We start from the raw sequence: 25,839 nt of genomic DNA on the forward strand, positions 1-25,839 counted from the left end.
ATTATCCGCTTCTTTCATTTTATTAAATTTTATTTAGCTTTTTTCAAAGCTCCAAATAATAGGCCTGAAACAATTGCTCCAATCAAGATGAACAAGAGATAAAGTAACGGGTTATTAGTCAAAGCAAGTACGAAGACTCCACCATGTGGTGCCATCAATTTAATATTGGCCATACCAGTCAAACCACCGGCTACTGCTGCTCCAATCATAAATGATGGAATTGCGCGTGCTGGGTCGGCTGCGCCAAATGGAATTGACCCTTCAGTGATGAATGAAAGCCCCATCACAATGTTTGTCAAACCAGCATTACGTTCTTCTTTGGTAAATTTATTTTTGAACAAGATAACAGCTACTGTAGTTGCGAGTGGTGGAACCATCCCACCAGCCATAACTGCTGCCATTGTTACTGAACCACCAGTTGAAACTGTTGCTGCTAAAGTACCAGTTGCAAAGATATAAGCAGCTTTGTTGATTGGACCACCAAGGTCAATAGCCATCATTCCACCAACAACTAGACCAAGAACAAGGGCAGATGCTCCTGATAAGCTTGCTAAAAAGTTAGAAAGTCCGGTATTAATTGCAGCCATTGGGATATTGACAAAGAGCATTAGGAAACCTGTGATAAATGTTCCAACTAATGGATAAATCAAGATAGCTTTAATCCCATCAAGTGAACGTGGAAGTTTTGCGAAGACTTTACGAAGAAGAATAATTACTCCACCGGCAAGGAAACCACCAACCAAGGCGCCTAAGAAACCTGACGGAATCATTTTAGCAGGGTCTAAATGACCAAAGGCCAAACCAGATGATGCCATCGAACCAGCGACAAAACCAGCAACTAAACCAGGCTTATCAGCGATTGAGTTTGCAATGAAACCGGCTAAAACAGGTAACATAAAGGCAAAAGCCGCGCCCCCAACATTTTTAAAGTAAGCAGCTAAAGGATGATAGACTCCAAGGTTGGCCAATTGACTTTGAGGAACTCCCATCGCTTGGTCAATCAAGAAAGCAAGAGCGATAAGAATCCCACCTCCGACAACGAATGGAAGCATTGCAGAAACACCACCCATTAAGTGTTTATAGAAAGCTTTACCTAAGCCACCAGATGATTCTTCTTTTACTTCATCCGTTCCATCTGCTTCATAGATTGGTGCATTTCCTGAAAGTGCACGATTAATTAATTCTTCCGTATCTCGAATGGCGTGTGCAACTGGAACTTGAACCATTTCTTTACCAGCAAAACGATTCATTTCGACTTTTTTGTCCGCAGCTACGATAACAGCATCAGCTTTTTGAATATCAGCTGAAGTTAATTTATTATCAATTCCACGCGCACCATTGGTTTCAACCTTTATACCAACACCCATTTCCAAGGCTTGTTTTTTAAGTGCTTCTTCAGCCATGTAAGTATGGGCAATTCCTGTTGTACATGCTGTTACAGCTACAATGTAATGTTCAGCATTTTCAAGAGTTGCAACTTCTTCTTGTTTTTCAGAAAAGAGTTGAATGACTTCGCGTGGGTATTCAACTTTTCTCAAACGGTCTTGGAAACCGTCTTTAAGAAGATAAGTGGAAAGTTGTGCCAAAGCTTCTAAGTGAGTATCATTAGCACCATCTGGGGCTGCAATCATAAAGAAAAGATTGACAGGTTGACCATCTAATGCCGCGTAATCAACACCAGTTTTTGATTTTGCAAATAGAACAACCGGTTCATTAACAGCGGTATTTTTACTGTGAGGCATGGCAATCCCGTCACCAAGTCCAGTTGAAGTTTGCGCTTCACGTGCCATAATTCCTGCTTTAAAAGTTGCAAAATCACTGACATAACCTTCAGAAACTAATTTATTGACCATTTCATCAATAACAGCTTCTTTGCTAGTTGCTTGGAGGTCAAGAATCATAACCTCTGTTTTTAATAAATCTTTAATTTCCATCATTTCACCTCTGAAATATTAACTTTTTTATAAATATCTTCCAAAAATGCTCGGCTTGGCATATCATCTGAGAATGCCTTTGAAGTTCCACAAGCAATCGCTTGTCTGAATGCTAAGAGTGGATCTTTAGATTGACTATATTCGGCCAAAAATCCTGCAACAGTCGAATCACCGGCTCCAATAGAATTTCTTAATTCTCCCTTAATCCCTTGAGCAAAATAAACTTTCTCATTCGTAAAGAGGAGTGCTCCATCTCCAGCCATTGAAACAATAACATTTTGAGCACCCATGTCTAATAGTTTTTTACCATAAGGTATAATTTGCTCATTATTTTCAAAGCTTGTCCCAAAAATCGCTTCTAATTCTTCACGATTTGGTTTGATAAGCAAGGGATGTGCTGGGAGCGAATCAAGTAGTTTTTGACCATCGACATCCATAACGAATGTTGCCCCGCACTCTTGTACTTTTTCAATCAAACGCTCATAGAAATCTTCACCTAAAGTTTTAGGAATTGTTCCCGCAAAAACGACAATATCATTTGGGGTTAAATGATTAAATTTTTCAAGAAAATGCTTGATTTCTTTTTCTTCAAGTTTCGGTCCAGTAGCATCTAGGCTGGTTTCATTTTCTTGACTCTTAAGTTTCACATTAATTCTAGTCAAATCTGCTATTTCTGTAAAATCTGAATCAATTTGATTCTCATTTAAAAAATCTTTAATATATTGACCAGAAAAACCACCTAGAAATCCCAAAGCCTTACTCTCGGCTCCTAGAAGACTGAGCATGCGGCTTTCCATAATTCCTTTACCACCTGCTGAAATCTGTGTTTTTCCTGTTCTGTTAACCTCACCCAGTGATAAAGACTCATAGTTCATGAAGTAGTCAAGCGCTGGATTGAGTGTTACTGTATAAATCATAGTTCTCCTTTTATTTAAGACGTAAGTTTGAAATATTAACATTTAGTGAAAACTTTTCACTTTTATTCATAAAAAACATACTCTAATTATTCTCGGTAATTAATTCAACCTCTTCAGAATTAGCAAATTTTACGAAACTCATTTGGCCTAATTTGGAAGAGTCAGCCAAAACATAAGCATTCTGACTTTGTTTAACCGCTAATCCTTTAATTGCTGCTTCTTCATTGTCTGGCGTCATTGCGCCATGCTTGGTATCAAAACCGTTCGCACCCACAAAGGCCACATTAAATTGATAGGCAGATAGTTGTTCCAAGGCCTGACTTCCAATGATTGCATCTGTTACTTTTTTCACTCGACCACCGAGTAAATAAACAATCAATCGGCCATCTGTCAATTTTGCTAAATGCGTGACAGAGTTAGTTACAATCGTTAGATAAAGATGTGATTGATTGATAAGTTCTGCTAAAAGACCAGTTGTTGTTCCAGCATCTAGAAAGACAATATCTCCGTCTTTAATTTTTGATAAGGCAATTTGCGCGATTTCTTCTTTTTCTTGAATGTTTTTGGACGTTTTTTCAGAAATACTTAACTCTTCTGATAAATCCTGTGTAAGTTCGGCTCCACCATGGACCCGCCTTAAACTCTTTTCTTTCTCCAATTCATTCAAATCACGCCTAAGTGTTGAAATAGAGCAATCCATCAGGGTGAGAAGTTCTTCTATTGTTGCTCTCCTATTTATTTTTAGATAGTAAACAATCCTTTTTTTTCTTTCATTTGCTAACATTTCCATCTCCTGAATTCGTTTACAAAAATTATTATAACACCTTTACCTATCAAAATCAATCATTAACTATCATTTTCTTTCAAAAAAGTTCAAAAATAAAAAACCGTTCAAAAATAAGGCTTTATTTAAGATATTCGAGTAAGTGCTGAGCAGATTGTATGTAGTATTCAACAGCAACTTTTAATGCTTCATCTTGGACAAGCATATCAGGAAAGTGAAGTCCAGAAGCCTCTGGTCCATTTGAACCAATAAATGCAAAGAAACTTGGTGCTTGTTTTTGATAATTAGCAAAATCTTCCCCAGCACTCGAAGGTTCAGGATAAATCACTTTATCGTACCATTGTTCTGTTATCTTCCTGATTTGTTCTGTCAGTTCAAAATCGTTAAAGGTCGGTTCTGCTTCCATAAGCCACTTAATTTCTACTTGAACATCATAAGCTTTTGCGGTTGCTTCAATAATTTCGCTAAACCTTCTTTTAGTCAAAGTCCGCACTTCATTCTCAAACATTCTTATTGTCCCTTCTAATCTGGAATTATTGGGTAAGACATTCCAAGTATTGCCCGATTCAATATGGGTTATTGAGACAACCGCCGTTTTTTGAGGTGAAATATTTCTGGATACAATTTGTTGGAGATTTTGGACAATTGCAGAGCTGGCTAAAATAGGGTCTCTTCCTTCTTGAGGATACGCTGCATGATTTCCTTGTCCTTTAACAATAATTTCGAATCGTTCGACTGCAGCCATGACCCCTCCTTCGCGCAATCCAATGAGTCCGCTTGGTAAAGTTGGCATATTATGATAACCCAAAAAAGCTTGTACATCTGATAGTAGACCGGTTTGTAAAACTTGCTTAGCCCCTTCACCGATTTCTTCAGCAGGTTGAAATATAAGTTTTATTGTCCCTTTTAACTCCTGCTCCTGTTTTTTTAATAATTGAGCTGCACCAAGGAGACTTGTCATATGCAAATCATGACCACAAGCATGCATTGCTCCTTTATTTTTAGATTCAAACTCAAGACCTGTTTCTTCTAAAATTGGTAGGGCATCAATATCTGCTCTCAATGCAATCACTGGTTTTCCAGAACCTATCTTGGCAACAAGTCCTGTTTTTAGGTTACTTTCTAGTATCTCGATTTCCCAGTCTAATAATTTTTCACGAATGAACTTTGTAGTTTCGAATTCTTCTTCTGATACTTCAGGGTGAGCATGAAGGTAATGACGAATCTCAACAAGTTCCTTATATAATTTTTCTTTAATCATAAAAATAATTGTAGCAAAAATAGCGAAGCATTAGACTTCGCTATTTCTATTGACCCCATTTAAATTTTAAATCAATCCAGCCTCTTCTAAAATCTCTTCAAGATAGGTTCCTTTGAGTTTTTTGAGACCAACTTTCAAAGCTTGTTTCTTGATGAATGACAAATCCAAATCTTCTAATTTTTGTTTATCTGATAGATAGTAGACTGAACCAGCCAAATTTCGCAGATCATAAGCTGAAGCATAAACTTCGGGAATTCCTCGATCAACATTCAATAATTGATATACAGCTTCCATGGCTGTTCTTACTGAATATTCTGTAGTAAAAACGGTATCGCGGGCTGTTTCAGCAAAATTACCTAAAAAAGCTAAATTTACTGATTGTTCAGGTACAACAAGTGGGCGGTCACCGGGTTCACGTAGCATGAAATATGAAGTAATGAAAGGCATATAAACTGGAATTGTATTGGTATTTTCTTTCACAAATGCTTCAATCTCGTCTTCTGGCATCCCTAAATGATAGAGTAATTCTTGAGTAATTTCTTCACCTGTACAATCTTCAATAGGTTTTTTGATATAATTCCCCGGTGTATTTGAAAGAAGACCATAGACCCAAGTGACTGATTCTTCGTCATTTTGTTCCTTAAAGTGAGGTTGGCGGTGTGTTGTAAATGAAAGTAACCAATTTGAATCTTTTACAGTAATGATACCACCTGTCACTACTTTTCCTGAACGTAATTGACGATGTGTTAATTTTTCAAAATAAGGTTGGATTTTCAAATTTTTCCAAGTAACAGTTGCTGACACAACCCAAGCTTCTTTAGGAATATCCTTACAAAAAACATCTGGATGTCCGAATTCTTCTGACTGTTTAGCCAAATTTTGCCAAAGTTTCCAAGAGCCACCTAATTCATTTGTTTTTGGTGCAGCATGTGTTGGCGAACCTTGTGTTGAACTTTCAGTAATTGAACCATTTGTAACGAAAACCAAGTCATTTTCTGTCAGTTCTATTGTTTTTTTGTCAGCATAAATAATGGACTTAGCGACTTTTTTATCATTTGAAAAATCAACTTCAACATTTTCGACTTGAGCACCATATTTAAAATCGACGCCATGTTCTTTCAGATATGAAAGTAATGGTTTAACAAGGGATTCATATTGATTATATTTCGTGAATTTTAGAGCTGAAAAATCAGGCAATCCTTTAATATGATGAATAAATCTCATGATATAACGACGCATTTCAATGGCTGAATGCCATTTTTCAAAAGCAAACATTGAGCACCAGTAAAGCCAGAAATTTGATTCGAAAAATTCGTCAGTAAAACAATCTTCAATGGTTTTGCCAACAAGTAATTCTTCTTTTGTCATAAATAATTTGACAATTTCTTCTCGGGCCTTCGGACTTAATATAAATTTCCCATCATCATCCACTCGTTCACCACGATTATGAATAATCCGACAATTAGATGAATTAGGGTCATCACGGTCAATACGATAAAATTCGTCTAAAACAGACGCATTGTCTACTTCTAGAGATGGAACTGAGCGGAATAAATCCCAAAGACATTCAAAATGATTTTCCATTTCACGACCACCACGTACAACAAAGCCATCATGTGGAATAAATGAACCGTCTAAGGAGCCACCTGACAAAGGTAATTCTTCTAAAATATGAATACGGTCACCAGACATTTGACCGTCACGAATTAAAAATACTGCTGTTGCAAGGCCAGCAAGACCTGCCCCAATGATATAAGCTGATTTTCCATCAACATTTTCTGGTTTTCTTGGGTGAACGAAAGCTTCATAATTTCCATTTGTATAACGCATAATAATTAACCTCCTCGAATTCTAAACAACATATTTCGGCTAAAATTTTAGCCTTTCTTTTTTAATTCTCCTCCAATCTCTTACTAATTTCATCATAGTACAAGAGTAAAACGATTGCAAGAATCTGAAACGTTTCTTGGACACCTTGTCCATTTTGTCCATTTTCTTATTATTTATCTTTGGATAATTTACTTTTTCTGAAAGTTTTAGTGCTAAGAATTATCAGCAGGCTAACAAATGTCAAAAGTGATAAAAGTCCGCCATATTTTGTTGCTGAACTCATTGCAAAGCAGGAATAAATTTTCCCCGAAAACTTTGCGGGGACTTTTATTTCTAGAAATCCATTTTTAGAAATTTGGCTTGTGAGCTTTATTTTTTTATTTTCCTCTTTCGTAAAGGCGATAAATCCTTTGTAATAAATTTCTGGTATTTCAACACCAGCACTTTTTGAACCAGTAGTCGCTGTAAAAGTGACATGTGAGCCTTTTTTACTATAGTCTGATATCTGAATGCTTTTTGCAAGCCCCTCTGGGAGTTTTCCTCTTTGACTCAAATATGTCATCGCTTGATTGCGCATTCCATAGACATTCTTATCTTTATAAAATTGTTGAATCGTATTTTCATAAGGTTGATTATGGCTTCCAATAACTTGGGGTAAATATTCACCAATGGCAATAGAATCCGGGTTTTCCATATAATTAAAGGGAGTTTTATTTAATAAACTTTGAGCAGAAGCAAATAATGGTTGAGAACCTTTTTGGATTCGATTTCTAAATTCAGTAAACCCTAGTATTGAAAAAATGACTAATAAACTGATTGTCAGATAATAAGAAGTTTTTCCTGAAATTTTGTCCAATAAGATGGGCAATATTAATACGAGGCTGAGAGCAGAAAATAGTCCAAAAAGAGTTGAAAACCTTGCTGGATCTTGAACAATCGTAAAAACAGAAAATAGTTTCCAAGGAAATATCGGAAGTTGCATCAAAACCAAGACTAATGAAAAACAGGAAAAAATCAAGCTATACTTTGCATTAGTTTTCTTGAAATTTATCAGAGAAAAAATAAAAATAAATAGTACAATAAAAACAAATAGAAGAGAAGGAAATTTATAATATGAAAATTCAATTTTATAAAGTGGCTCCCATTTCCCTTGAAAATAAGCAATATTATTCCAACCAAAACTACGAGAAAAATCTGAATTAGAAACGTTATAGATTCCAGATGTCAAATTCTCCAATAAAGGAAATAAGAAAAATGCTGACAGCCCAATTGCCGAAATCACTGACAGAAATCCCAGACCAATGATTTTTATTTTTTCTTTCAAATTCCCTTTTTTTATTAGCAAAAAGAGAAGATATAATAATACAAAGGGAAGAGTACAAATCGTGGTCACTGTATGTGAAAGAGGTAAGCCTGCTGCCCCAAAAGCTACCATTAAAAAGGCAGCAAAGCTCCGTTTATTAAACATTTTGGTCATTCCCCAAAACAAGAGGATTACAACTAAAAGAGCAAGAGGTTGGCTAGGGTTGGCATAATAATAAAGATTGATATATGTTGAATTCGAAAATGTAAAAAGGGCAACTGCCAATAAGCCAAATAATTTACTATTAGTATGGTCTTTTAATAGAAAACTCGAAAAATTAAAAATTAAAACACCTGATATAAAAAGGCATAAACTATAAAAAAGGGCAAAGGATAGTGACCATGATTTAACAATAAATTTAATGACAGAAATAAAATAAGTTGGAAGTGGACCATAAAATTCATTCCAGGCATATCCAAAACCACTTAAAGCATTTGGATCAAATTGCGGAATTACTTGTCCATCTTTTAATGCACTAATTGTTGACATCACCCTTGCATAATTAAATGCAAAATCATTTCCAGCATGAAAATTTCCTCTATAAAAAGGGAAGGTTGCTAATATAGTAATAAAAAGAATAATGATATAAAATACAAAATTGTATTTTTTGAAATTCTCTAATCCTTGCCCTCTTTTTTCTAATCTTTCCATCTATTATTTCTCCTAAAATTTAATCCTAATCTTGTCCAATTATATCATATTACTCAATTCGTCCCTATGTCAAAATAAACAAAAAATCCACTGACAGCTTGTCAGTGAATCCTTTTAAACATAAAAAAGTACTGACGAAACGATCAGTACTTTTTTAAAATATTATTTGCTTTCTTCAAAGTCGCCATCAAATGTATTAGCATCTTTTGGTCCTTCTTGAGCATCTGTTGCTTCACCCGCTTCTCCTTGAGCTGCATTTGCTTGTTCATAAAGTTTTACAGCAAGATTTTGAGCGATTTCAGAAAGTGCTTCTGATTTAGCTTTGATATCATCAATATCTTCACCTTCAAGCGCTTTTTTGAGTTCTTCTTTAGCGTCTTCGGCTTTTTTAACTTCAGCTTCTTCAACTTTTCCTTCAAGGTCTTTCAAAGTTTTTTCAGTTTGGAAAACTAAAGCGTCAGCTTCGTTACGTGTATCAACTTCTTCTTTACGTTTTGCATCAGCATCGGCATTTGCTTCAGCATCTTTGATCATTTTATCAATCTCTTCATCAGAAAGACCTGAGTTTGATTTGATAACAATTGTTTGTTCTTTTTGTGTGCCGAGGTCTTTAGCTTTAACAGAAACAATACCATTTTTATCAATATCAAATGTTACTTCGATTTGTGGGATACCACGTGGTGCTGCAGGGATATCTGTCAATTGGAAACGACCCAAAGTTTTGTTATCAGCAGCCATTGGACGTTCACCTTGGAGGACGTGAATATCAACAGCTGGTTGATTATCAGCGGCAGTTGAGAAGACTTGTGATTTAGAAGTTGGGATAGTTGTGTTACGGTCAATCAATTTTGTGAAGACTCCACCCATTGTTTCAATACCAAGTGACAATGGAGTAACATCAAGAAGGACAACGTCTTTAACGTCACCAGTGATGACACCACCTTGAATCGCGGCACCCATAGCAACAACTTCATCAGGGTTAACTGATTTATTTGGTTCTTTGTTTGTTTCATGACGAACAAGTTCAACAACTGCAGGAATACGAGTTGAACCACCAACTAAGAGGACTTCATCAATATCAGAAGTTGACAAACCAGCATCAGAAAGGGCTTGACGAACTGGTTGACGTGTCGCTTCAACAAGGTCATGTGTCAATTCATCAAATTTAGCACGAGTTAAAGCCATTTCCAAGTGAAGAGGTCCGGCAGCTCCTGCTGTGATAAATGGTAAGCTGATTTGAGTTGTTGTTACACCTGAAAGGTCTTTTTTGGCTTTTTCAGCAGCATCTTTCAAACGTTGCAAAGCCATTTTGTCTTGGCCAAGGTCAATTCCGTTTTCTTTCTTGAATTCGGCAACCATCCAGTCAATGATTTTTTGGTCAAAGTCATCACCACCAAGTTTGTTGTTACCAGCAGTTGCAAGAACATCAAAGACACCATCGCCAAGTTCAAGGATTGAAACGTCGAATGTCCCACCACCAAGGTCAAAGACAAGGATTTTTTCATCTTTATCTGTTTTATCAAGACCATAAGCAAGAGCTGCGGCAGTTGGTTCGTTAACGATACGTTCTACTTCAAGACCAGCAATTTTACCAGCATCTTTAGTTGCTTGACGTTGAGCGTCATTGAAGTAAGCAGGAACAGTGATAACTGCTTTTTCAACTTTTTCGCCAAGGTAGCTTTCAGCAGTTGCTTTCAAGTTTTGAAGAATCATTGCTGAAATTTCTTGTGGTGTATATTCTTTACCATTTGCAGAAACTTTTTCAGATGTTCCCATTTTTGATTTGATAGAAATGATTGTTTCTGGATTTGTTACTGCTTGACGTTTTGCAGCATCACCAACGATGATTTCACCATTTTTAAATGCAACTACTGATGGAGTTGTGCGATTTCCTTCAGGATTTGGAATAATTTTTGATTCAGTTCCTTCAAGAACTGCGACTGCTGAGTTAGTTGTACCAAGGTCAATACCGATAATTTTAGACATATTTTAAATCTCCTTTATTTCTTTTACTTATGAATAGTTTAAAGACTTTGCGGTCAATATTTTTTATTAAATTATTGTGCTACAACAACCATTGCAGGACGTAGTAAACGTTCGTGAAGTTGGTAGCCTTTTTGGAAGACTTGCACAATGCTGTCAGCTGGATGTTCGTCATCAGCTGGAACAGTTTGAACAGCCATGTGAAGGTTATGGTCAAAACTTTCATAAGAAACTTCTTCAACCCCTTCTTCTTTAAGGGCTGAAATTAAACTTTCTTGTACCATTTCAAGCCCTTTTTTAACATCATCTGTCAAACCTTCAACAGCAAGTGCACGTTCAAGATTATCTAATGAAGACAAGATTTTTTTTGCTAAATCTTGCGAGCGATACTTGACAAGTTGTAAACGTTCTTCATTTCCGCGACGTTGCACATTTTGCATTTCAGCAGAAACACGAAGGAATTTATTTTCCCACTTAGTTGCTAACTTTTGCGCTTCATCAAGTTCATTGATTTCTTCTTCAACGATATCTTCAAGCGCTTCTTCTGTTAACTCCTCAGTCACTTCTTCATCAACTTTTTCGTTTTTGATTTCTTCTTTAGTTTCTTCGGACATAGGCCCTCCTTTTTTAAATAACTTTTTAATCATTTACTAATTTCATAATGGTTACCATCAAGGTAACGATAATAATCACTTAATTTCATTGTTAGAACTTTAGCAACTAAATCAAGAACTGATAAAGTTCTTTGATAATCCATTTCTACAGGTCCTACAACTGTCAATGTACCAAATCCACGATAAGGAATGACAAATTTTTGCGAGATAATTGTTAAATTTTTCATAAATTTTTCATCATTATCAAATTTAACAGCTCTCATTTCATCATTATTTGTAATCTCGCGAATTTCATGAAGCATTCGCTCATCATCACTAAAGAGTTTATAGAGCTCTGCAAGATTATCCGTCGCATAGTCAAAAATATTTTTACGACCAGCGACTGTCAGATGTTCTTTGAATAAATCATCAAAGATTGATTCAAAGAGTTGTAAAACTTCACTCGTGACCTTAAAATAGCGTTGAACAATTTGTGGAATTTCAGTGCGTAACGTATAGTGAATATCAATCACTTTTTTACCGACTAATCGTTCCTTAACCAAGTTGCTAAAAACAGCTAAATCTGCTTCTGTCATTGATTTTGGTAAAATAAATTGATTTGTTCTTACCTCACCAGTTCCCAAAGTAATGACCGAGAGCACCGAGTGATTATCAAGTATAACCATTTCAAATGAGACTAATTGTTGGTCACGTTGCGGAGCATTAAGAACAAAACTCGTCAATCCTGTTAGTTCTGATAAGCTTTTAGCCGCAGTTTTAAACAAATCGGACAAGCGATAAAAATCGCCATCAAAAGCTTTCATCACTTTGAACAAGTCATTTTGACTGAACTCTTCTAACTGGATGACATTTTCCACAAAATACTTATAGCCCGAAACGCTCGGAATGCGTCCACTTGAGGTATGTTCCTTTTGAATCAAACCCAGCCTTTCCAAAGCTTTCATATCATTTCGAATGGTTGCGCTAGAGGCTTGGATACTATCAAGGAGCGATTTTGAACCGATTGGTGTATGGTCCTTAGCATAAAGTGAAACAATCAAATTTAAAATTTGTCTTTGACGTTCTGTAATCATAGCTGCTCCTTTCTTTATCTCTAAGTTTTTTCTTTTAGCACTCTTTACCTCTAAGTGCTAACAAGTTTATTATAACCCTTTGTTTATACCTTGTCAAGAAAAAAGACATAAAAATTAGCACTCTTTTTATTAGAGTGCTAATTTCTGTTATAAAAGATTAGAATCTTTGGATGTCTGCCAGATATTCATTAGTGTAACTACCATTACAGCAATAATAAAAAGATTTTCAAATCCAACTTGATGTTGAACAAAAAGCAAAACATAGTCAATAATTAAAAGTGCCATAATAATCTCTAAAAGAATAAAAGTCACACGCCAAAATTTTAATAACAAAAAGATTAATAAGACAAAAATCAATAAATAGATAATACTTTGCCAACTTGTAATTGCTGACGAAATCTTATCCGTTAAAGATTTGAGGTTACTAGAGAGATTATTAAAAAATTGACTAAAGAAATTATTATGAACAAGAAGGATTTTAATCATTTCTGACAGGCTGTAAATAAAGAGAGCAACGTTCACATAAAGTAAAAGTCTAGTTCGATTTAACATGTTCCTAATTTCCTTTAAGCTGGTAATAATTTAAGATACTCTTCCAACGTCAATTGGTGCTCAGTCATGTATTTGGCATTTTCTAAACCAACATAGCGGAAATGCCAATCTTCATAACCAATTCCAGTGACTGCTTTTTTACCATCTGGAAAGCTAAGCATAAAACCATATTTGGGAGCAATCGCCGCAACTTGTTTGGCATATTGGCTTTCATTCAGGCTATCAATATTACTCATATCAATTGCAAGACCAGTTTGATGCTCTGAACTTCCTGGTGGTTGAGAATAAGTTTGTACATCTTTTATTGCTTCTTCCTCAGAAATAGGATTCCCTGTACTATTGACCGTTCCTTGACCATTCATTTCTGCTTGAACATAAGATTGATAGAGTCCTTCTTGGTATGAAACTGACCGATAACCTGAAATAAGATGCTCCGCTGGTGAAATTTCTTGGGCCGCAGCCAAAAATTGTTGAACTGCTGGTGCAATCCGTTGGTCAACTTGAATCCCATTAACAGTGGCTAATGTTGGGTTCATTTCAGGTTTAGGAGATGCTCGGCTGACTAAAACTAAATCCCAGTCAGACCTTTTTGAATCTGGTAAGTCTTTTTTCTTTGCCACTTCTTTAGATGATGAAATACTTGTTTTTTTTGTTGATTCATTGGTTGAATTCGACCTATTGTTTGTGATTAATATAAATCCCAAAGCTCCGACGATTAAAAGAACAAGCACAATTAAACTAAAAGTAATTCTTTTTTTCATTTTTTAGCTAACTTTTCACTTCCTATTTCTCGATAAGACATGTCCCCAACTTTTCCGATAGTGAATTTTCCGTCTTCAAAAGTCAAATGAGTAACAGAACCATTATCAAGACCATGCGGACGAGGAAGTTCGGGTTGAGCCAATTTTACAAAAGTTCCAATGGTCATACCATGGCTGACAACAACAATATTTTTGGCTCCTTTTGATTCAGATTCTTTAGCAATGTCTGTAAAACCATCCATGATACGACCTGAAAGTTTTTCCCATGGTTCAGCCCAGCCTGCCGTATCAACTTCAAAAATTGCATTAGCAATCACTTCATCAGGCGGAAATTCATCAGTATGATTATTCCCAGTTTCGGTAAATATTCTTGGTAAAACTCCATCAAACAATTCGCCATCATAGCCTCCGTCAAACGATCCAAAACACCATTCTCGGATTCTTTTATCGTAAGTATAAGGAATTCCTTCGTTATCAGAATTAGCTAAGATAAAGCCCATTGTTTGAATTGTTCGGCCAGAATCAGACGAATATGCCCGATCAAATTTAATTCCTTTTTCTTTAAAGCCTAAGCCAAGTTCAATAATTCCTTGTTCTCCAGCTTCTGTCAAAGGTGTATCAGACCAACCTTGCGCTCGTCCAATTGTATTGAACATTGTCTTCCCATGTCGAACCAAATAAATATTTACCATCACTACTCCCCTTTTTAATGATTTGATTTTAATAAAAAAGCTTTACGATATCTTTTTTCTATTTGTACATTTAAAGCCATTCTTGCTTAACTGTGAAAAATGAGCCACGCACTTCACCTGCTAATTTTGAGCGTTGGCGCGCAAATTTAAACTTTCCTTCAAGTTCTTTAGGGATTTCCATCCCAACGGAAAATTTAATGCCGACCGCACGTTTCGGTTTCTTGCCTTCCTGACCGACCTTTTCATAAAGCAGATTTAAAACCATTCCATCTTCATAATAAAATTCTGGCCAGTAGAGTTCATCACTTTCATAAATAGCCACTTCAAGCAGTTTTGCCGAAAATTTCAAATCGCGTTCTTCAAGTAAAATCTGCTCAAACAAAGCAACTTCTTCCTGCTTTTCACTAGCTGGATAAGTCAGATATTCAAATTTATATTTATTCCAAAAATATCGTGCTTCATTAGCCCGTAAACCTGCTAAAGCCTCTGCTACAGGAGAACTTTCTAGTCCGACCGTTTCTACTTCTTTAAAATTTACTTTGTAAGCCATATAATAACCTCCGTTTTTCCACTTCTATCATTATATCATTTTTGGAAGCGCTCTTCATTTTTTTAAAATATTAAAAATTGACGTTGAAGTCAATTTTAGTTTTTAAATGAGTGAATTGGCGCTGGAATTTGTCCACCACGAGCAATAAAATCTGCTGATGATGCCTTGTTGACACGCATGACCGGGGCCACACCAAAGAGACCTCCGAATTCAATTTGCTCTCCTTCTTTACCCATTGGGATAATACGAACAGCAGTTGTTTTTTGATTAATGACACCAATCGCCGCTTCATCAGCAATCATAGCTGCAATGGTAGAGGCTGGTGTTTCTTCAGGAATCGCAATCATGTCCAGCCCAACTGAGCAAACGCAAGTCATCGCTTCTAATTTTTCGATATTTAACGCTCCAGAGTTCACGGCTGCTATCATTCCTTCGTCTTCCGAAACTGGAATAAAGGCTCCTGAAAGTCCTCCAACACGTTCAGCTGCCATGACTCCGCCTTTTTTCACGGCATCATTAAGCATGGCAAGTGCGGCTGTTGTTCCATGAGTTCCAACAGTTTCTAAGCCCATTTCTTCCAAGACACGCGCAACTGAATCCCCAATTGCCGGTGTAGGTGCGAGTGATAAATCAACAATTCCAAATTCAACATTCAGTCTTTCAGAAGCCATTTGTCCAACCAGTTGACCAATTCTCGTAATTTTAAATGCTGTTTTCTTGATAGTTTCAGCTAAGATATCAAAAGATTCGCCACGAACTTTTTCGAGGGCACGTTTAACAACACCTGGCCCTGAAACCCCAACATTGATAATCGTATCCGCTTCACCTACACCATGAAAAGCCCCTGCCATAAAGGGATTATCTTCTACAGCATTAGCAAAAACGACAAGTTTAGCATTGAGCCATTTGTCCCCTTTGGACATAATTTTGATAGTTTCACCCATATCTCGAACTGCTGTCATATTAATTCCGCTCTTAGTTGAACCGACATTTACTGATGCACATACGCGCTCAGTTGCTGCTAGGGCTTTAGGCATAGATTTAATCAAAATCTCATCCCCTTTTTGATATCCTTTTTGCACCAGTGCCGAATAGCCACCGATAAAATCAATACCTATTTCTTTTGCTGCGCGGTCCATAGCCAGGGCAAGCGGAGTATAATCATCAGCAGCCGTTGCTGCACCAATAATTGCGATTGGCGTTACCGAAACTCGTTTGTTCACAATCTTAATTCCGAGTTCGTGCCCAATCTCATTGCCGACTTCGACAAGTTTACCTGCTTTATTGACAATTTTTTGATAGATTTTTTCAGCGGCTTTGTCAATATCAGCATCAATACAATCAAGAAGACTGATTCCCATTGTTATTGTGCGAATATCGAAATTTTGTTCTTCAATCATCGCAATTGTTTCTTTGATATTTTGGATGTCCATTATTTGATTTCCTTAGTTTTGGTTAAAATATTACTGACAGAAATATTTTTAATCTCTGTCAGTAAAAATGCTTAATAATAAAAGTAATTCGTCGACTAATTTTTTCTGTCAGTCAATTACAATTTGTGCATCGCGTTAAAAATAGCTTCATTTTGAACATGAATATTAACGCCAAGTGCTTCACCTTTTCTTGAAAGTTCAGCTTGAAAAGCTGAAAAATCACTGTTTCTAGTTTCAACAACCATCATCATGGTAAAAGCTCCACTCATCAAAGTTTGTGAAATCTCAATGATATTTGCTTCTAATTCTGATAATGTCGCTGTGACTCCAGCGACAATACCGATTTTATCTGCTCCGACTACTGTTACAACTGCGCGCATTTTGTTTCTCCATTCAAATTTTTATACTATTATAACATTTTTATTTAAATTTTCAGTCAATTTTCTTGTCAAGTAAATAAAGTTTTTTAGACAGCTTTGTCAGTACATTTGAATTATGTTTTATCTCCCCTATTTTGCTATAATCAGCTTATCATGACTTTAAAAACTTTCTTTAATTTTACACGTATTCAAACTTTACCAGCGGCTTTGCTCTCACCAATTGCTGGCTGTCTTTTTGCTCTTTGGTATTTTAAAAGCTTCCACTTTTGGCCCACCTTTTTCTTTTTTATCGGTTTAGCTAGTATTAATCTTTTTGTCTCTGCTTGGAATAATTTAATGGATTATCAAAAAGCTCTTGACCCTGAATATAAAAAATGGAATATTATCGTTGCCAAATCAATTAATCCTAAACTTGCTTTAAAAATATGCTTGTCTTTCTTAGTTGTTGATGTAATTGTTGGACTAGTTGTTCTTTTCATGACTAATCTTGCTGTTCTTCCCATTGGTGGCCTTTGTTTTTTGATTGCTATTTTCTATACCTATGGTCCTTTTGCCTTCTCTCGCTTTCCTCTAGGTGAACTTTTAGCCGGTCTTTGTGAGGGATTCTTTGGATTTTTCCTTGCGGTCTATCTTAATTCTTATGACAAAGGATATTTTTTCATTAGCTTTGACAAAAACTGGCTCATGACTTGGACTTGGGATTTTAAAATTCTTCTCCCAATACTTTTAGTCGGCTTGATGTGTTTTGTTCAAAATTTTAATATCATGTTTTCTGACAATATTTGCGATTTAGACCAAGACATTCGTAACGAGCGTTATACCCTTCCTTATTATTTAAAAATTCCACTGAGTTTAAAAATATTTACTGGACTTTATCTTTTTGCCGGGCTCTGTATTCTACTTGCTATTTGTCTCAAAATTTTACCCATTTGGTCACTACTCATGCTAATCATTTCAGTTAGAGTTATTCCTAATATTCAAAAATTCAGGGCAAAGCAAAGTAAATCAGAAACTTTCCATTTACAGATTAACAATCTTATGCTATTTAATGCCTCACTTGCTATCACTCTTTTACTAGGTATCATTTTTAGATAAACAAAAAAAGCGCTAAGCGCTTTTTATTTTTCTAAAGAAAAGTCCATGAGAACTGGTTGATGGTCTGACGATTTAAATTGATTATCAATGGTTTGTATTTTTAAGTCTTTTATATTATTTGAAATAAGAAATCCGTCAATAATTCCAAAAGTATTTTTGGGATTTTTTTGATGATAAGCAAAATCAAGTGAGCGCACGGTTGGTGCATTAGTTGGTGCAACTACTCGCATTCCTTTAGTCAAATTCTCCGTTGGAAACTCCTTCATCCAAGTCAATTCTGGATGAGCTTTACCAGCTAGGGCATGATTATAGTCTGCTCCACAAATCACATAATCCCCTTTATTGACATACTTTTTCATCGCATCAAAGAGTGTCACTAATTGTTGCTTTTGAATTTTTTGGTCTGTGATAAATGCTGATAAGTGAGTATTAAAAATTACAAACTTTTTATCCGAATTTTTGATAGGCAAAAGGCTGACAGAAAATGCCCGGTCTAAATCAAAAAATTTATTAAAGTTGGTTTCGATTGGTAACTTATATCTGGTTGAATTTTCAATTTCATATTTAGAATAAGTCATAATGCCAGATTTGGCTTTTCCAATTGGTTTTGTCACGGGATAAAATAGATAAGCAGAGTCATAGTTTTGCGTTAATACACTACTATAATCAGGAAGACCTGCGCGTACCAACTGAGGTTCATTCACCTGCTGACTTCGGTCTCCTTGCCAATCAATTTCTTGAATATTTCCGAAATCAGGATTTTCTTTTTTAATAAGTCTAATATCTTCTTGAATCGCAGACTTGACAGCAGATTTGCTGTAAGCATGCACATCATCTCCACCATCCATGAAAAAATTAAAAGAAGGTGGGTAGGAACCATAACCAATATTAAATGTCATCATTTTATAGGTTTTTCCCAATTCAACTTGTTGAGTTTGCGGATTTTTGATACTTTGCTTGATATCATTTGGCAGACGATGATATTGAGCATAGACATAAATAACGTATGAGCCGATGATGACAGCAAAAACTAAAATAATGCTGACAATAATTTTTCCAATTAATTTCAAACAATTTTTCATATTATTCACTAAATATTTTAGGAAATTTACTGACAAAGACTCCGAAAATCTCTGTCAGTAAACTGGGTGGCCTAAACTTATTTACTTTCTTCAATCATTTTTACTACTTCTTGTGTTGAACGCACTCGTCCAAGTCTAGTGAAAATTCCGTCCACAATTCCCTTGTGCAAACTTCCATTAAAATCAGTCATTGCATCTTCTACGGCAATCACTTGATAGCCATGTTGGAAAGCTTCACGAGCCGTTGTATCACAACCAATCGTTGTAGCAATTCCGCTCAGAACAATTTCTTCAATTCCACGGCGGCGCAATTGGACATCTAAATCTGTTCCATAAAAGGCCCCCCAGTTGTGTTTAGCAACATGGATAACATTGTCATAGTCTTTATCGTAAGCTTCTGGCATGACAAAATCAGAGAAGTCCGCTGGTATTTGCCCATGTGCAAGAGGGGGATTATCCGTTTTTGGTTTTAGAGCTTCTTCACCATAATTTTTAACATGAACAAAAACAATCAAAGCTTCTGTATTTTTTAAACTTGTTACGAGCTCTTTATTTTTGGCCAACACATCTTGTGCAGAATAAGGAGCAAAACCTTCACGACCAGCAATTCCTTTTTGCAAATCGATGATGACTAATGCTGTTTTATTTAAATTCAAAGTTTTCATTTCTTCTTCTTTCAAAATTTAAGGTCTTTTGTGTGCTTTTTTTATTCCATCAGTAAATTTTTTGCCATTCTCTTTTTTGTCAGTAAATTTACCTTTGGCAGCTTTGCTATAAAAAGGTTTTTTGTCTGAATTTTTCTTTTTCTTATCAAATTCAGGTTTTTCATCAGTACTTCTACCCTCTTTTGATTTACTGCCAGCTTTACCAGCAGCTTTTGGTGCGACAGATTTAACTTTAAGGGATTGATTTGATTTTTTGCGACCTTTAGATTCAGGCTTTTTCTTAGCTTTAGCCGATTTATCAATCAAATCTAATTCTGATGGAAGGTACTCAAAGTCAATTTCGCCTGTCATCTTATCCGCTTTGACGACTTTGATTTTAATTGGTTGACCAATTTTAAAAGTCAATCCTGTTCTTTCACCAATCAAAGCTAACATTCGCTCATGATAAGTGAAATAATCACCCTTCAACGTTGAAATATGAACTAATCCTTCGATTGTATTTTCAAGTTCAATAAACATACCAAAACGAGTGACTGAAGCAATAATTCCTTCAAACTCTTCGTCCACATGTTCTTCCATGAACTCGGCTTTTTTCATTTTTTCAACTTCACGTTCAGCATCAACCGCTCGACGTTCGCGATGACTAGAGTGCTCCGCAATTTCTGGGATTTTTTCTTCCCATTTTTGTAAAAGATTTGCTGGAATTTTACCCGCACCAATTTCACGAATCAAACGATGAACCAACAAATCAGGATAACGACGAATAGGTGAGGTAAAGTGAGTATAATTTTCGGCAGCTAAACCAAAGTGACCCTCATTATTTTCTGAATAACGAGCTTGTTGCATACTACGCAATAGCATTGTTGACAAGACCATTTCACCAGGTTGCCCCTTGATTTTTTTCATGAAGGCTTGTAAAACTTTTTGATCAATTCCGTTTGAGGTTCCTTCAATTTGCATTCCAAAAGTTGCTGCAAAATCAATAAATCTTTGTAATCTATCTGCTTTTGGTTGCTCGTGAATCCGATAAATAAATGGCAAGCCATGTGCTTCAAAATGAGTGGCCACCGTTTCATTGGCTTCGAGCATGAATGATTCAATCATTCGTTCAGCAATGCCACGACTGCGTTTTCTAATTTCAATAGGTAAGCCTTTTTCATTTACAATGATTTTTGCCTCTACCGTGTCGAAATCAATGGCTCCACGTTGTTTACGCATCGCTTCTAAAATATGATGGATTTCAACCATGATTTTCACAGAATCAGCAATTTTAGCATACTTTTCAAGCGTGTCTTTAGCTCCTGCAATCATTTGATTGACCGCATCATAAGTCATTCTTTCAGTTGTCTTAATAATTGATTGTGAAATTTGATAATTAACCACTCGACCTTCTGGGCTAATTTCCATCACACAGGATTGAGTCAAGCGATTCAAACGTGGGTTCAATGAACAAATCCCATTTGATAAACGCTCTGGCAACATTGGTACCACTCTGTCAGTAACATAGACCGATGTTCCACGTTCGTAAGCTTCTTTATCTAAAGGTGAATTTTCCGTTACGTAGTGGGAAACATCCGCAATATGAACACCTAATTCATAATTTCCATTTCCTAAACGTTTGGCATGGACAGCATCATCAAGGTCTTTGGCATCAGCTCCGTCAATTGTGAACGTAATTTCATTACGATAATCAACTCGACCCGCAATTTCACTTTCTGGCACTTCTTCTGGCACTGAATCAGCTTGATCCAAAACTTCTTTTGGAAACTCTGATACAATATCCATTGAAGTCAAAACTTCTAACACATCTATCCCTTGGTCATTTGCCTGTCCAATAATTTCCGTTACCAGTCCTTGCATGGTTTGAGGAAATTCTTTATCAGGATAATGTGTGATTTCTACACGAACAATTGCCTTATTTTCTGGTTTGAGTCCTTCATCACCCAGATATACCCGATAAGGGATTTTTTTATTTCTAGATTTAACGAAACCAATCAGTCCAGTTTGCTCTTTTTCTTCATCATTTAAAGCAACAAAAGTTCCAACGACTTGATGAAGCTCATGACGGATAATTTCAACAACATGCCCCTCGGCAGCCGTTCCTTTTAGGGAGTTGGCATTCTTATCAATCTCAATAAAAACCTCATCTCCATCAAGTGCAAAACCTGTTTGCCCGCGTCCAATAAAGACGTCTGGTTCGTCAGCATCAATACTTACAAAACCAAATCCAGCCGCATTTGCTCGGAAAATCCCGCTGATAACTACTTTTGCTTCCTCTTGTTCTGCTAATTCTACTTTCCCTTTAGCAGTAAAATGAAGCAAGTGTTCAGCTTCTAGTGAAGCCAAAGTTTTAACAAAAACTTTGTAATCTTTGGCCTTATTCATATGTAAAGCAACTGACAATTCTTCCACTGACAGAGCTTTTTTTGAACTATTCTCAAGATAGTCCATAATTACTTCTCTAATACTCATTTTTATTCTCTCAAGTAAGCTTCCTTGACCACAAAAATCGGACAAGAAGCCCCTTTCTTATTATAATATTTTTAAATATTGGCTCGATTTTTAGCTAATATTCTAATGATTATCAGTGGTATTAATCATTTTATCAGACCCAGTTGGCTGATAGAATCAATTCTACCACTGACAATTGCGACATTGAAACATTTAACACAATTTTAAAAAATAAAATACGGACTGTTTTCAGCCCGCAATTTTAACGTGTTGATAAAACAACAAGAGCAAATCCAATGACTAGCCATAAACCAATCATGATTGCTGTAAAACGCTGCATCACAGCTTCAAAACCGCGCGCTTTACGACGTTCGAACAATTCACCCGTTCCACCAGAAAAAGCATCTGCCGCTCCATCTTGTTTTGAAGGTTGCATGAAAATCGCTATAATAATAAATGCTGAAACAACAAGCATTGCAACAAGCAAAATGTCATAAATTACTTTTTCCATAGTCTTATAAATTATTTAGGCGATGAGCCTAATCTCCTTTTTCAAAATTGCGTTACTTACAGTTTACCATATTTTCTATTAAATGTCATTCCGAATCCTTTTACAAAAAATTACTGACTTCTTTGTCAGTAATTTTTATTTTATCCAAGTTCAACAACAAACTTATAAGCTTCTTGAGCTGCTTGAGCACCATCACCAACTGCTGTTGTGATTTGACGGAAATCCTTTTGACGAACATCTCCTACGGCAAAGATACCAGGGATACTTGTCCTCATGTGGTCGTCAGTAATAATCCAACCTGCTCCGTCAGTAATTCCAAGATCGCTCACAAATTCAGCTACTGGATCAAGTCCTACATAAATGAATATTCCACCAAAAGCTTTTTCAGTTACTTCACCTGTTTTAACATTTTTATAAACAACAGATTGAATTTTTTTATCATCTCCTTTGATTTCCATCGGAACAGAATCCCAAATAAAGTTGATTTTTTCTTCTTTAAAAGCTCTTTGTTGAATAATTTCTTGTGCACGTAATTTATCACGACGATGCATAATTGTCACTGATTGACCAAAACGAGTCAAATAGAGTGCTTCTTCAACAGCCGAATCCCCACCACCAATGACTAAGATTTCTTGGTTTCTAAAGAATGCACCATCACAAACGGCACAATAAGAAACTCCACGAGCTCCATATTCTTCTTCTCCAGGAATTTCTAGCTTACGGTGATTAGCTCCAGTCGCGATAATGATTGATTTTGTGATGAACTCATCATCTTCGGTGATAATTTTTTTATAATCACCATGATCTTCAATGCCAGTCACAAAACCATAAGCATTTTCAACTCCCAACCCTTCCAAAGGTTCAGCCATTTTCATTGAAAGTTCAGGTCCCATGATTGTTTCATAACCAGGATAGTTTTCAATCTCTGCTGTATTATTCATTTGACCACCAGGAACACCACGCTCTAAAAGCAAAGTTTTCATTTCAGAACGAGCAGTATACATCGCTGCAGTCATTCCCGCAGGGCCTGAACCAATGATGACAACATCATATTTCTTTTCTGTCATTTTTTAATCCCTTTTCTAAGAGCCTAAGAACTTCCCTTAAATTTATAAACTCAAGCTAGCTTTTAAGCAAACTTGAGCTCTTCATTTATTAGATCTAAAAACTCTTTTTTCTAATATCTAAAATCTTATAGCCTTATTTTACATTGTCAAACGATTTTTTTCCATTAATTAGATTTATTTAAAAAAATAAATTAAATTCATAGGCCCCGAATTTTTAAAATTACAAGAACGCCTAAAACGGCAAAACTCAAAATTGGTGTTGTTAATATCCCAACCAAAATCAAATCAAAAATTCTATTTCTTCTTTCAGCCCATGGTTTTTTTGTATTTCTCACTAGGTAAGTAAAAGCATAAAACCCACCCACCAATAAAACAAAGATGGCTGAAATTAGTAAACCTTTTAGATAAAACTGTAAAATCATCATTTTAGTTATTGACCTCTAAATTCTTGACATGCCGTGATAAAAACTCTCGTGTACGAGGATTCTTCGGTGAGTAAAATACTTCTTTAGGACTTCCTGCTTCTATAATTTTTCCTTGCTCAAGGAAAAGTACTTTTGTCGCCACATTATAAACAAAGTCCATTTCATGGCTGACAAGAACCATTGTTTGTTTATTTTTGGCGGCATTAAGAATTACTTCTTGAACCTCGCCAACTAATTCAGGATCAAGTGCCGATGTTGGTTCATCCAAAAGCAAGAGCTTTGGTTCCATCGCTAAAGCTCGAGCAATTCCAACCCTTTGTTTTTGACCCCCGGATAAGAATTTAGGATAGTAATCTTTACGGTCTGTCAAACCTACCTTAGCCAATTCGGCGTCAGCAATTACTGTCGCCTCTGCTTTAGATAATTTTTTGACCTGAATCAAACCTTCCATCACATTTTCAAGAGCCGTCCGTCTCTCAAAAAGATTGAATTGTTGAAAGACCATTCCGGTTTTACGGCGCAATTCAAGCACTTCTTGTTTAGTGATTGTAGAGTAATCAATCTTTAAATCATCAATTTCAATCTGACCACTATCAGGTCTTTCTAAATCATTTAATCCTCTTAAAAAAGTTGATTTACCTGCACCAGAAGCACCGATGAGTGCAACGACATCTCCTTCTTCAATGTCCAAACTTATATTTTCAAGAACTTGATTGCCAGAAAATGTTTTACTTATATTTGTAATTTTAATCATCAGAGCCCTCCTTATGCTTGGTCAAACGGATTTTTACTCAAAGAAATTTGAGCACGATTTTTACGTTTATCATTTGGCATTCTGACGTCCAACTTGCGCTCTAATGCTCTAATCAAAATTTCAAAAATGATACAGATTGGCCAATAAACCAAGGCTAAGGCCAAATAAGTTTCAAACAGTCGGAAAGTTGAGCCACCAATAATTTGAGCCCGAGCCGTCATTTCTACCACACCCGCAACGAAAGCGAGTGAAGTAGATTTCAAAAGACCAATCAGAGCATTTCCTAACGGAGCTGTCGCAACTGTTGCCGCTTCTGACAAAGTGACACGCATAAAGACTTGGAAATTCGTCATTCCAAGTGATTTAGCCGCTTCAATTTGTCCTTTATCTACCGATTGGATCGCTGCTCGAATAGTTTCTGAATTATAAGCCCCTTCATTAAGGGCAAAGGCCACAATTACAAAAAGCATTGCCGGAATCGTGTTCACATTATAATTCGTTCCATAGTTCATATTGATTGCTTTTAAAATCAGTGGAATCCCTGTATAAGAAAGATATAATTGCACCAAAATTGGCGTTCCACGAATAAAGCTGACAAATAAAGCACGAAGTTGATTTAAAATAGGAATTTTATTGATACGAACTAAGGCAAGAATAAGTCCCAAAAGCAAACCAAAAATCATGGCAATGATTGTCATTTCAAGTGAAGATGGAATCATTTTAATAATTGGTACAAAGGCGTCCACAAAGGCTGACCAACTGAAAATCTTTGTGAAAAACATTGTCCAAAAGTCATGAAAGTTGTACTGACCTTTAATTAAGAGAAATGGAAGAGCTGGCAAAATGATAAGTGCCAAAAGTAAGGCAATTCCAAGAATTATTTTTTTGTTTTTTTTCATATTATTTTAATTTTCTAATAGGCAAAACTCTGTCAGTAAAAAAGTGACAGAGTTTATTAGGAATTTTTGAGCTTATCAGTTTAGCATCATGCTTTTTACTAATTGGCTCGAT

Annotated in this window: 24 protein-coding genes; 1 reads left to right on the forward strand and 23 read right to left on the reverse strand. The window is 36.0% G+C overall.

What is annotated here, in order from left to right; genetic code table 11:
• Positions 1–29: 29 nt before the first annotated feature.
• The 15 genes from LLA01S_RS05280 to LLA01S_RS05350 form a co-directional block, all read right to left on the reverse strand.
• Entirely contained in the window at positions 30–1,934 is a 1,905-nt protein-coding gene (locus tag LLA01S_RS05280; protein WP_015082323.1) for a PTS fructose transporter subunit IIABC, read from the reverse strand.
• On the reverse strand, positions 1,934–2,851 hold the full coding sequence (gene pfkB / locus LLA01S_RS05285; RefSeq protein ID WP_011675961.1) for a 1-phosphofructokinase: 918 nt from the start codon (positions 2,849–2,851) through the stop codon (positions 1,934–1,936). Before pfkB ends, LLA01S_RS05280 begins: the two co-directional genes overlap by 1 nt.
• An 82-nt stretch (positions 2,852–2,933) precedes the next feature.
• Entirely contained in the window at positions 2,934–3,635 is a 702-nt protein-coding gene (locus LLA01S_RS05290; RefSeq protein WP_061777948.1) for a DeoR/GlpR family DNA-binding transcription regulator, read from the reverse strand.
• A 121-nt stretch (positions 3,636–3,756) separates the two neighbouring features.
• On the reverse strand, positions 3,757–4,896 hold the full coding sequence (locus LLA01S_RS05295) for an amidohydrolase (RefSeq protein WP_032949940.1): 1,140 nt from the start codon (positions 4,894–4,896) through the stop codon (positions 3,757–3,759).
• 66 nt (positions 4,897–4,962) lie between these two features.
• The gene (locus LLA01S_RS05300; RefSeq protein WP_061777949.1) at positions 4,963–6,726 is read right to left on the reverse strand and encodes an oleate hydratase; all 1,764 of its coding nucleotides are present in this window, start codon (positions 6,724–6,726) and stop codon (positions 4,963–4,965) included.
• Positions 6,727–6,895: 169 nt separating this feature from the next.
• Positions 6,896–8,740, reverse strand: a complete 1,845-nt coding sequence (locus LLA01S_RS05305) for a 6-pyruvoyl-tetrahydropterin synthase-related protein (RefSeq protein WP_061777950.1) — start codon at positions 8,738–8,740, stop codon at positions 6,896–6,898.
• Positions 8,741–8,902: 162 nt separating this feature from the next.
• Positions 8,903–10,726, reverse strand: coding sequence for a molecular chaperone DnaK (gene dnaK, locus LLA01S_RS05310; RefSeq protein ID WP_061777951.1), 1,824 nt, complete (start codon positions 10,724–10,726; stop codon positions 8,903–8,905).
• Between the two features lie 71 nt (positions 10,727–10,797).
• The gene (gene grpE, locus LLA01S_RS05315; protein ID WP_014572780.1) at positions 10,798–11,337 is read right to left on the reverse strand and encodes a nucleotide exchange factor GrpE; all 540 of its coding nucleotides are present in this window, start codon (positions 11,335–11,337) and stop codon (positions 10,798–10,800) included.
• A 29-nt stretch (positions 11,338–11,366) separates the two neighbouring features.
• On the reverse strand, positions 11,367–12,410 hold the full coding sequence (gene hrcA, locus LLA01S_RS05320) for a heat-inducible transcriptional repressor HrcA (protein WP_011675904.1): 1,044 nt from the start codon (positions 12,408–12,410) through the stop codon (positions 11,367–11,369).
• 147 nt (positions 12,411–12,557) lie between these two features.
• Complete coding sequence (locus LLA01S_RS05325) at positions 12,558–12,962, reverse strand: hypothetical protein (RefSeq protein WP_011675903.1); 405 nt, start codon at positions 12,960–12,962, stop codon at positions 12,558–12,560.
• 14 nt (positions 12,963–12,976) lie between these two features.
• Entirely contained in the window at positions 12,977–13,723 is a 747-nt protein-coding gene (locus LLA01S_RS05330; RefSeq protein ID WP_061777952.1) for a M15 family metallopeptidase, read from the reverse strand.
• The gene (locus LLA01S_RS05335) at positions 13,720–14,415 is read right to left on the reverse strand and encodes a histidine phosphatase family protein (RefSeq protein ID WP_011675901.1); all 696 of its coding nucleotides are present in this window, start codon (positions 14,413–14,415) and stop codon (positions 13,720–13,722) included. Before LLA01S_RS05335 ends, LLA01S_RS05330 begins: the two co-directional genes overlap by 4 nt.
• Positions 14,416–14,485: 70 nt before the next feature.
• On the reverse strand, positions 14,486–14,965 hold the full coding sequence (locus LLA01S_RS05340; RefSeq protein WP_015082317.1) for a DUF8821 family protein: 480 nt from the start codon (positions 14,963–14,965) through the stop codon (positions 14,486–14,488).
• Between the two features lie 95 nt (positions 14,966–15,060).
• Entirely contained in the window at positions 15,061–16,398 is a 1,338-nt protein-coding gene (locus tag LLA01S_RS05345) for a PFL family protein (RefSeq protein ID WP_011675899.1), read from the reverse strand.
• 116 nt (positions 16,399–16,514) lie between these two features.
• A complete protein-coding gene (locus LLA01S_RS05350; protein WP_011675898.1) occupies positions 16,515–16,778 on the reverse strand; it encodes an ACT domain-containing protein in 264 nt (87 codons plus the stop codon).
• A gap of 153 nt (positions 16,779–16,931) precedes the next feature.
• Between LLA01S_RS05350 and LLA01S_RS05355 the strand changes: the two genes are divergently transcribed.
• A complete protein-coding gene (locus LLA01S_RS05355) occupies positions 16,932–17,873 on the forward strand; it encodes a UbiA family prenyltransferase (protein ID WP_015082316.1) in 942 nt (313 codons plus the stop codon).
• Positions 17,874–17,896: 23 nt separating this feature from the next.
• Here LLA01S_RS05355 and LLA01S_RS05360 read toward each other — a convergent pair whose 3' ends face one another.
• From LLA01S_RS05360 to LLA01S_RS05395, 8 genes are all read right to left on the reverse strand, one after another.
• Positions 17,897–18,955, reverse strand: a complete 1,059-nt coding sequence (locus LLA01S_RS05360) for an exonuclease/endonuclease/phosphatase family protein (RefSeq protein WP_032949927.1) — start codon at positions 18,953–18,955, stop codon at positions 17,897–17,899.
• A 77-nt stretch (positions 18,956–19,032) separates the two neighbouring features.
• Positions 19,033–19,620, reverse strand: a complete 588-nt coding sequence (locus LLA01S_RS05365) for an isochorismatase family protein (RefSeq protein ID WP_041168338.1) — start codon at positions 19,618–19,620, stop codon at positions 19,033–19,035.
• Between the two features lie 18 nt (positions 19,621–19,638).
• Positions 19,639–22,092: a ribonuclease R gene (gene rnr / locus LLA01S_RS05370; RefSeq protein WP_061777953.1), complete on the reverse strand. Its 2,454-nt coding sequence runs from the start codon at positions 22,090–22,092 to the stop codon at positions 19,639–19,641.
• 241 nt (positions 22,093–22,333) lie between these two features.
• Entirely contained in the window at positions 22,334–22,582 is a 249-nt protein-coding gene (gene secG / locus LLA01S_RS05375) for a preprotein translocase subunit SecG (protein WP_011675893.1), read from the reverse strand.
• 140 nt (positions 22,583–22,722) lie between these two features.
• A complete protein-coding gene (gene trxB / locus LLA01S_RS05380) occupies positions 22,723–23,649 on the reverse strand; it encodes a thioredoxin-disulfide reductase (RefSeq protein ID WP_014572788.1) in 927 nt (308 codons plus the stop codon).
• Between the two features lie 197 nt (positions 23,650–23,846).
• Entirely contained in the window at positions 23,847–24,074 is a 228-nt protein-coding gene (locus tag LLA01S_RS05385) for a DUF4059 family protein (protein WP_011675891.1), read from the reverse strand.
• Position 24,075: 1 nt separating this feature from the next.
• Positions 24,076–24,828, reverse strand: coding sequence for an amino acid ABC transporter ATP-binding protein (locus tag LLA01S_RS05390; protein WP_011675890.1), 753 nt, complete (start codon positions 24,826–24,828; stop codon positions 24,076–24,078).
• 11 nt (positions 24,829–24,839) lie between these two features.
• Entirely contained in the window at positions 24,840–25,727 is an 888-nt protein-coding gene (locus LLA01S_RS05395) for an amino acid ABC transporter permease (RefSeq protein WP_011675889.1), read from the reverse strand.
• Positions 25,728–25,839 lie beyond the last annotated feature (112 nt).

The organism is Lactococcus cremoris subsp. cremoris NBRC 100676, assembly GCF_001591705.1.
GTDB lineage: Bacteria > Bacillota > Bacilli > Lactobacillales > Streptococcaceae > Lactococcus > Lactococcus cremoris.

What these genes read in the sequence shown, in the direction of transcription:
- hrcA (WP_011675904.1), bottom strand. Translation starts at nt 12,410, where the DNA reads ATGATTACAGAACGTCAAAGACAAATTTTAAATTTGATTGTTTCACTT.
- LLA01S_RS05360 (WP_032949927.1), bottom strand. Translation starts at nt 18,955, where the DNA reads ATGAAAAATTGTTTGAAATTAATTGGAAAAATTATTGTCAGCATTATT.
- LLA01S_RS05330 (WP_061777952.1), bottom strand. Translation starts at nt 13,723, where the DNA reads ATGAAAAAAAGAATTACTTTTAGTTTAATTGTGCTTGTTCTTTTAATC.
- grpE (WP_014572780.1), bottom strand. Translation starts at nt 11,337, where the DNA reads ATGTCCGAAGAAACTAAAGAAGAAATCAAAAACGAAAAAGTTGATGAA.
- LLA01S_RS05355 (WP_015082316.1), top strand. Translation starts at nt 16,932, where the DNA reads ATGACTTTAAAAACTTTCTTTAATTTTACACGTATTCAAACTTTACCA.
- LLA01S_RS05395 (WP_011675889.1), bottom strand. Translation starts at nt 25,727, where the DNA reads ATGAAAAAAAACAAAAAAATAATTCTTGGAATTGCCTTACTTTTGGCA.
- LLA01S_RS05295 (WP_032949940.1), bottom strand. Translation starts at nt 4,896, where the DNA reads ATGATTAAAGAAAAATTATATAAGGAACTTGTTGAGATTCGTCATTAC.
- LLA01S_RS05390 (WP_011675890.1), bottom strand. Translation starts at nt 24,828, where the DNA reads ATGATTAAAATTACAAATATAAGTAAAACATTTTCTGGCAATCAAGTT.
- pfkB (WP_011675961.1), bottom strand. Translation starts at nt 2,851, where the DNA reads ATGATTTATACAGTAACACTCAATCCAGCGCTTGACTACTTCATGAAC.
- LLA01S_RS05350 (WP_011675898.1), bottom strand. Translation starts at nt 16,778, where the DNA reads ATGCGCGCAGTTGTAACAGTAGTCGGAGCAGATAAAATCGGTATTGTC.
- LLA01S_RS05385 (WP_011675891.1), bottom strand. Translation starts at nt 24,074, where the DNA reads ATGATGATTTTACAGTTTTATCTAAAAGGTTTACTAATTTCAGCCATC.
- trxB (WP_014572788.1), bottom strand. Translation starts at nt 23,649, where the DNA reads ATGACAGAAAAGAAATATGATGTTGTCATCATTGGTTCAGGCCCTGCG.
- LLA01S_RS05280 (WP_015082323.1), bottom strand. Translation starts at nt 1,934, where the DNA reads ATGGAAATTAAAGATTTATTAAAAACAGAGGTTATGATTCTTGACCTC.
- dnaK (WP_061777951.1), bottom strand. Translation starts at nt 10,726, where the DNA reads ATGTCTAAAATTATCGGTATTGACCTTGGTACAACTAACTCAGCAGTC.
- LLA01S_RS05290 (WP_061777948.1), bottom strand. Translation starts at nt 3,635, where the DNA reads ATGTTAGCAAATGAAAGAAAAAAAAGGATTGTTTACTATCTAAAAATA.
- LLA01S_RS05325 (WP_011675903.1), bottom strand. Translation starts at nt 12,962, where the DNA reads ATGTTAAATCGAACTAGACTTTTACTTTATGTGAACGTTGCTCTCTTT.
- secG (WP_011675893.1), bottom strand. Translation starts at nt 22,582, where the DNA reads ATGGAAAAAGTAATTTATGACATTTTGCTTGTTGCAATGCTTGTTGTT.
- LLA01S_RS05340 (WP_015082317.1), bottom strand. Translation starts at nt 14,965, where the DNA reads ATGGCTTACAAAGTAAATTTTAAAGAAGTAGAAACGGTCGGACTAGAA.
- LLA01S_RS05300 (WP_061777949.1), bottom strand. Translation starts at nt 6,726, where the DNA reads ATGCGTTATACAAATGGAAATTATGAAGCTTTCGTTCACCCAAGAAAA.
- LLA01S_RS05365 (WP_041168338.1), bottom strand. Translation starts at nt 19,620, where the DNA reads ATGAAAACTTTGAATTTAAATAAAACAGCATTAGTCATCATCGATTTG.
- LLA01S_RS05305 (WP_061777950.1), bottom strand. Translation starts at nt 8,740, where the DNA reads ATGGAAAGATTAGAAAAAAGAGGGCAAGGATTAGAGAATTTCAAAAAA.
- LLA01S_RS05335 (WP_011675901.1), bottom strand. Translation starts at nt 14,415, where the DNA reads ATGGTAAATATTTATTTGGTTCGACATGGGAAGACAATGTTCAATACA.
- rnr (WP_061777953.1), bottom strand. Translation starts at nt 22,092, where the DNA reads ATGAGTATTAGAGAAGTAATTATGGACTATCTTGAGAATAGTTCAAAA.
- LLA01S_RS05345 (WP_011675899.1), bottom strand. Translation starts at nt 16,398, where the DNA reads ATGGACATCCAAAATATCAAAGAAACAATTGCGATGATTGAAGAACAA.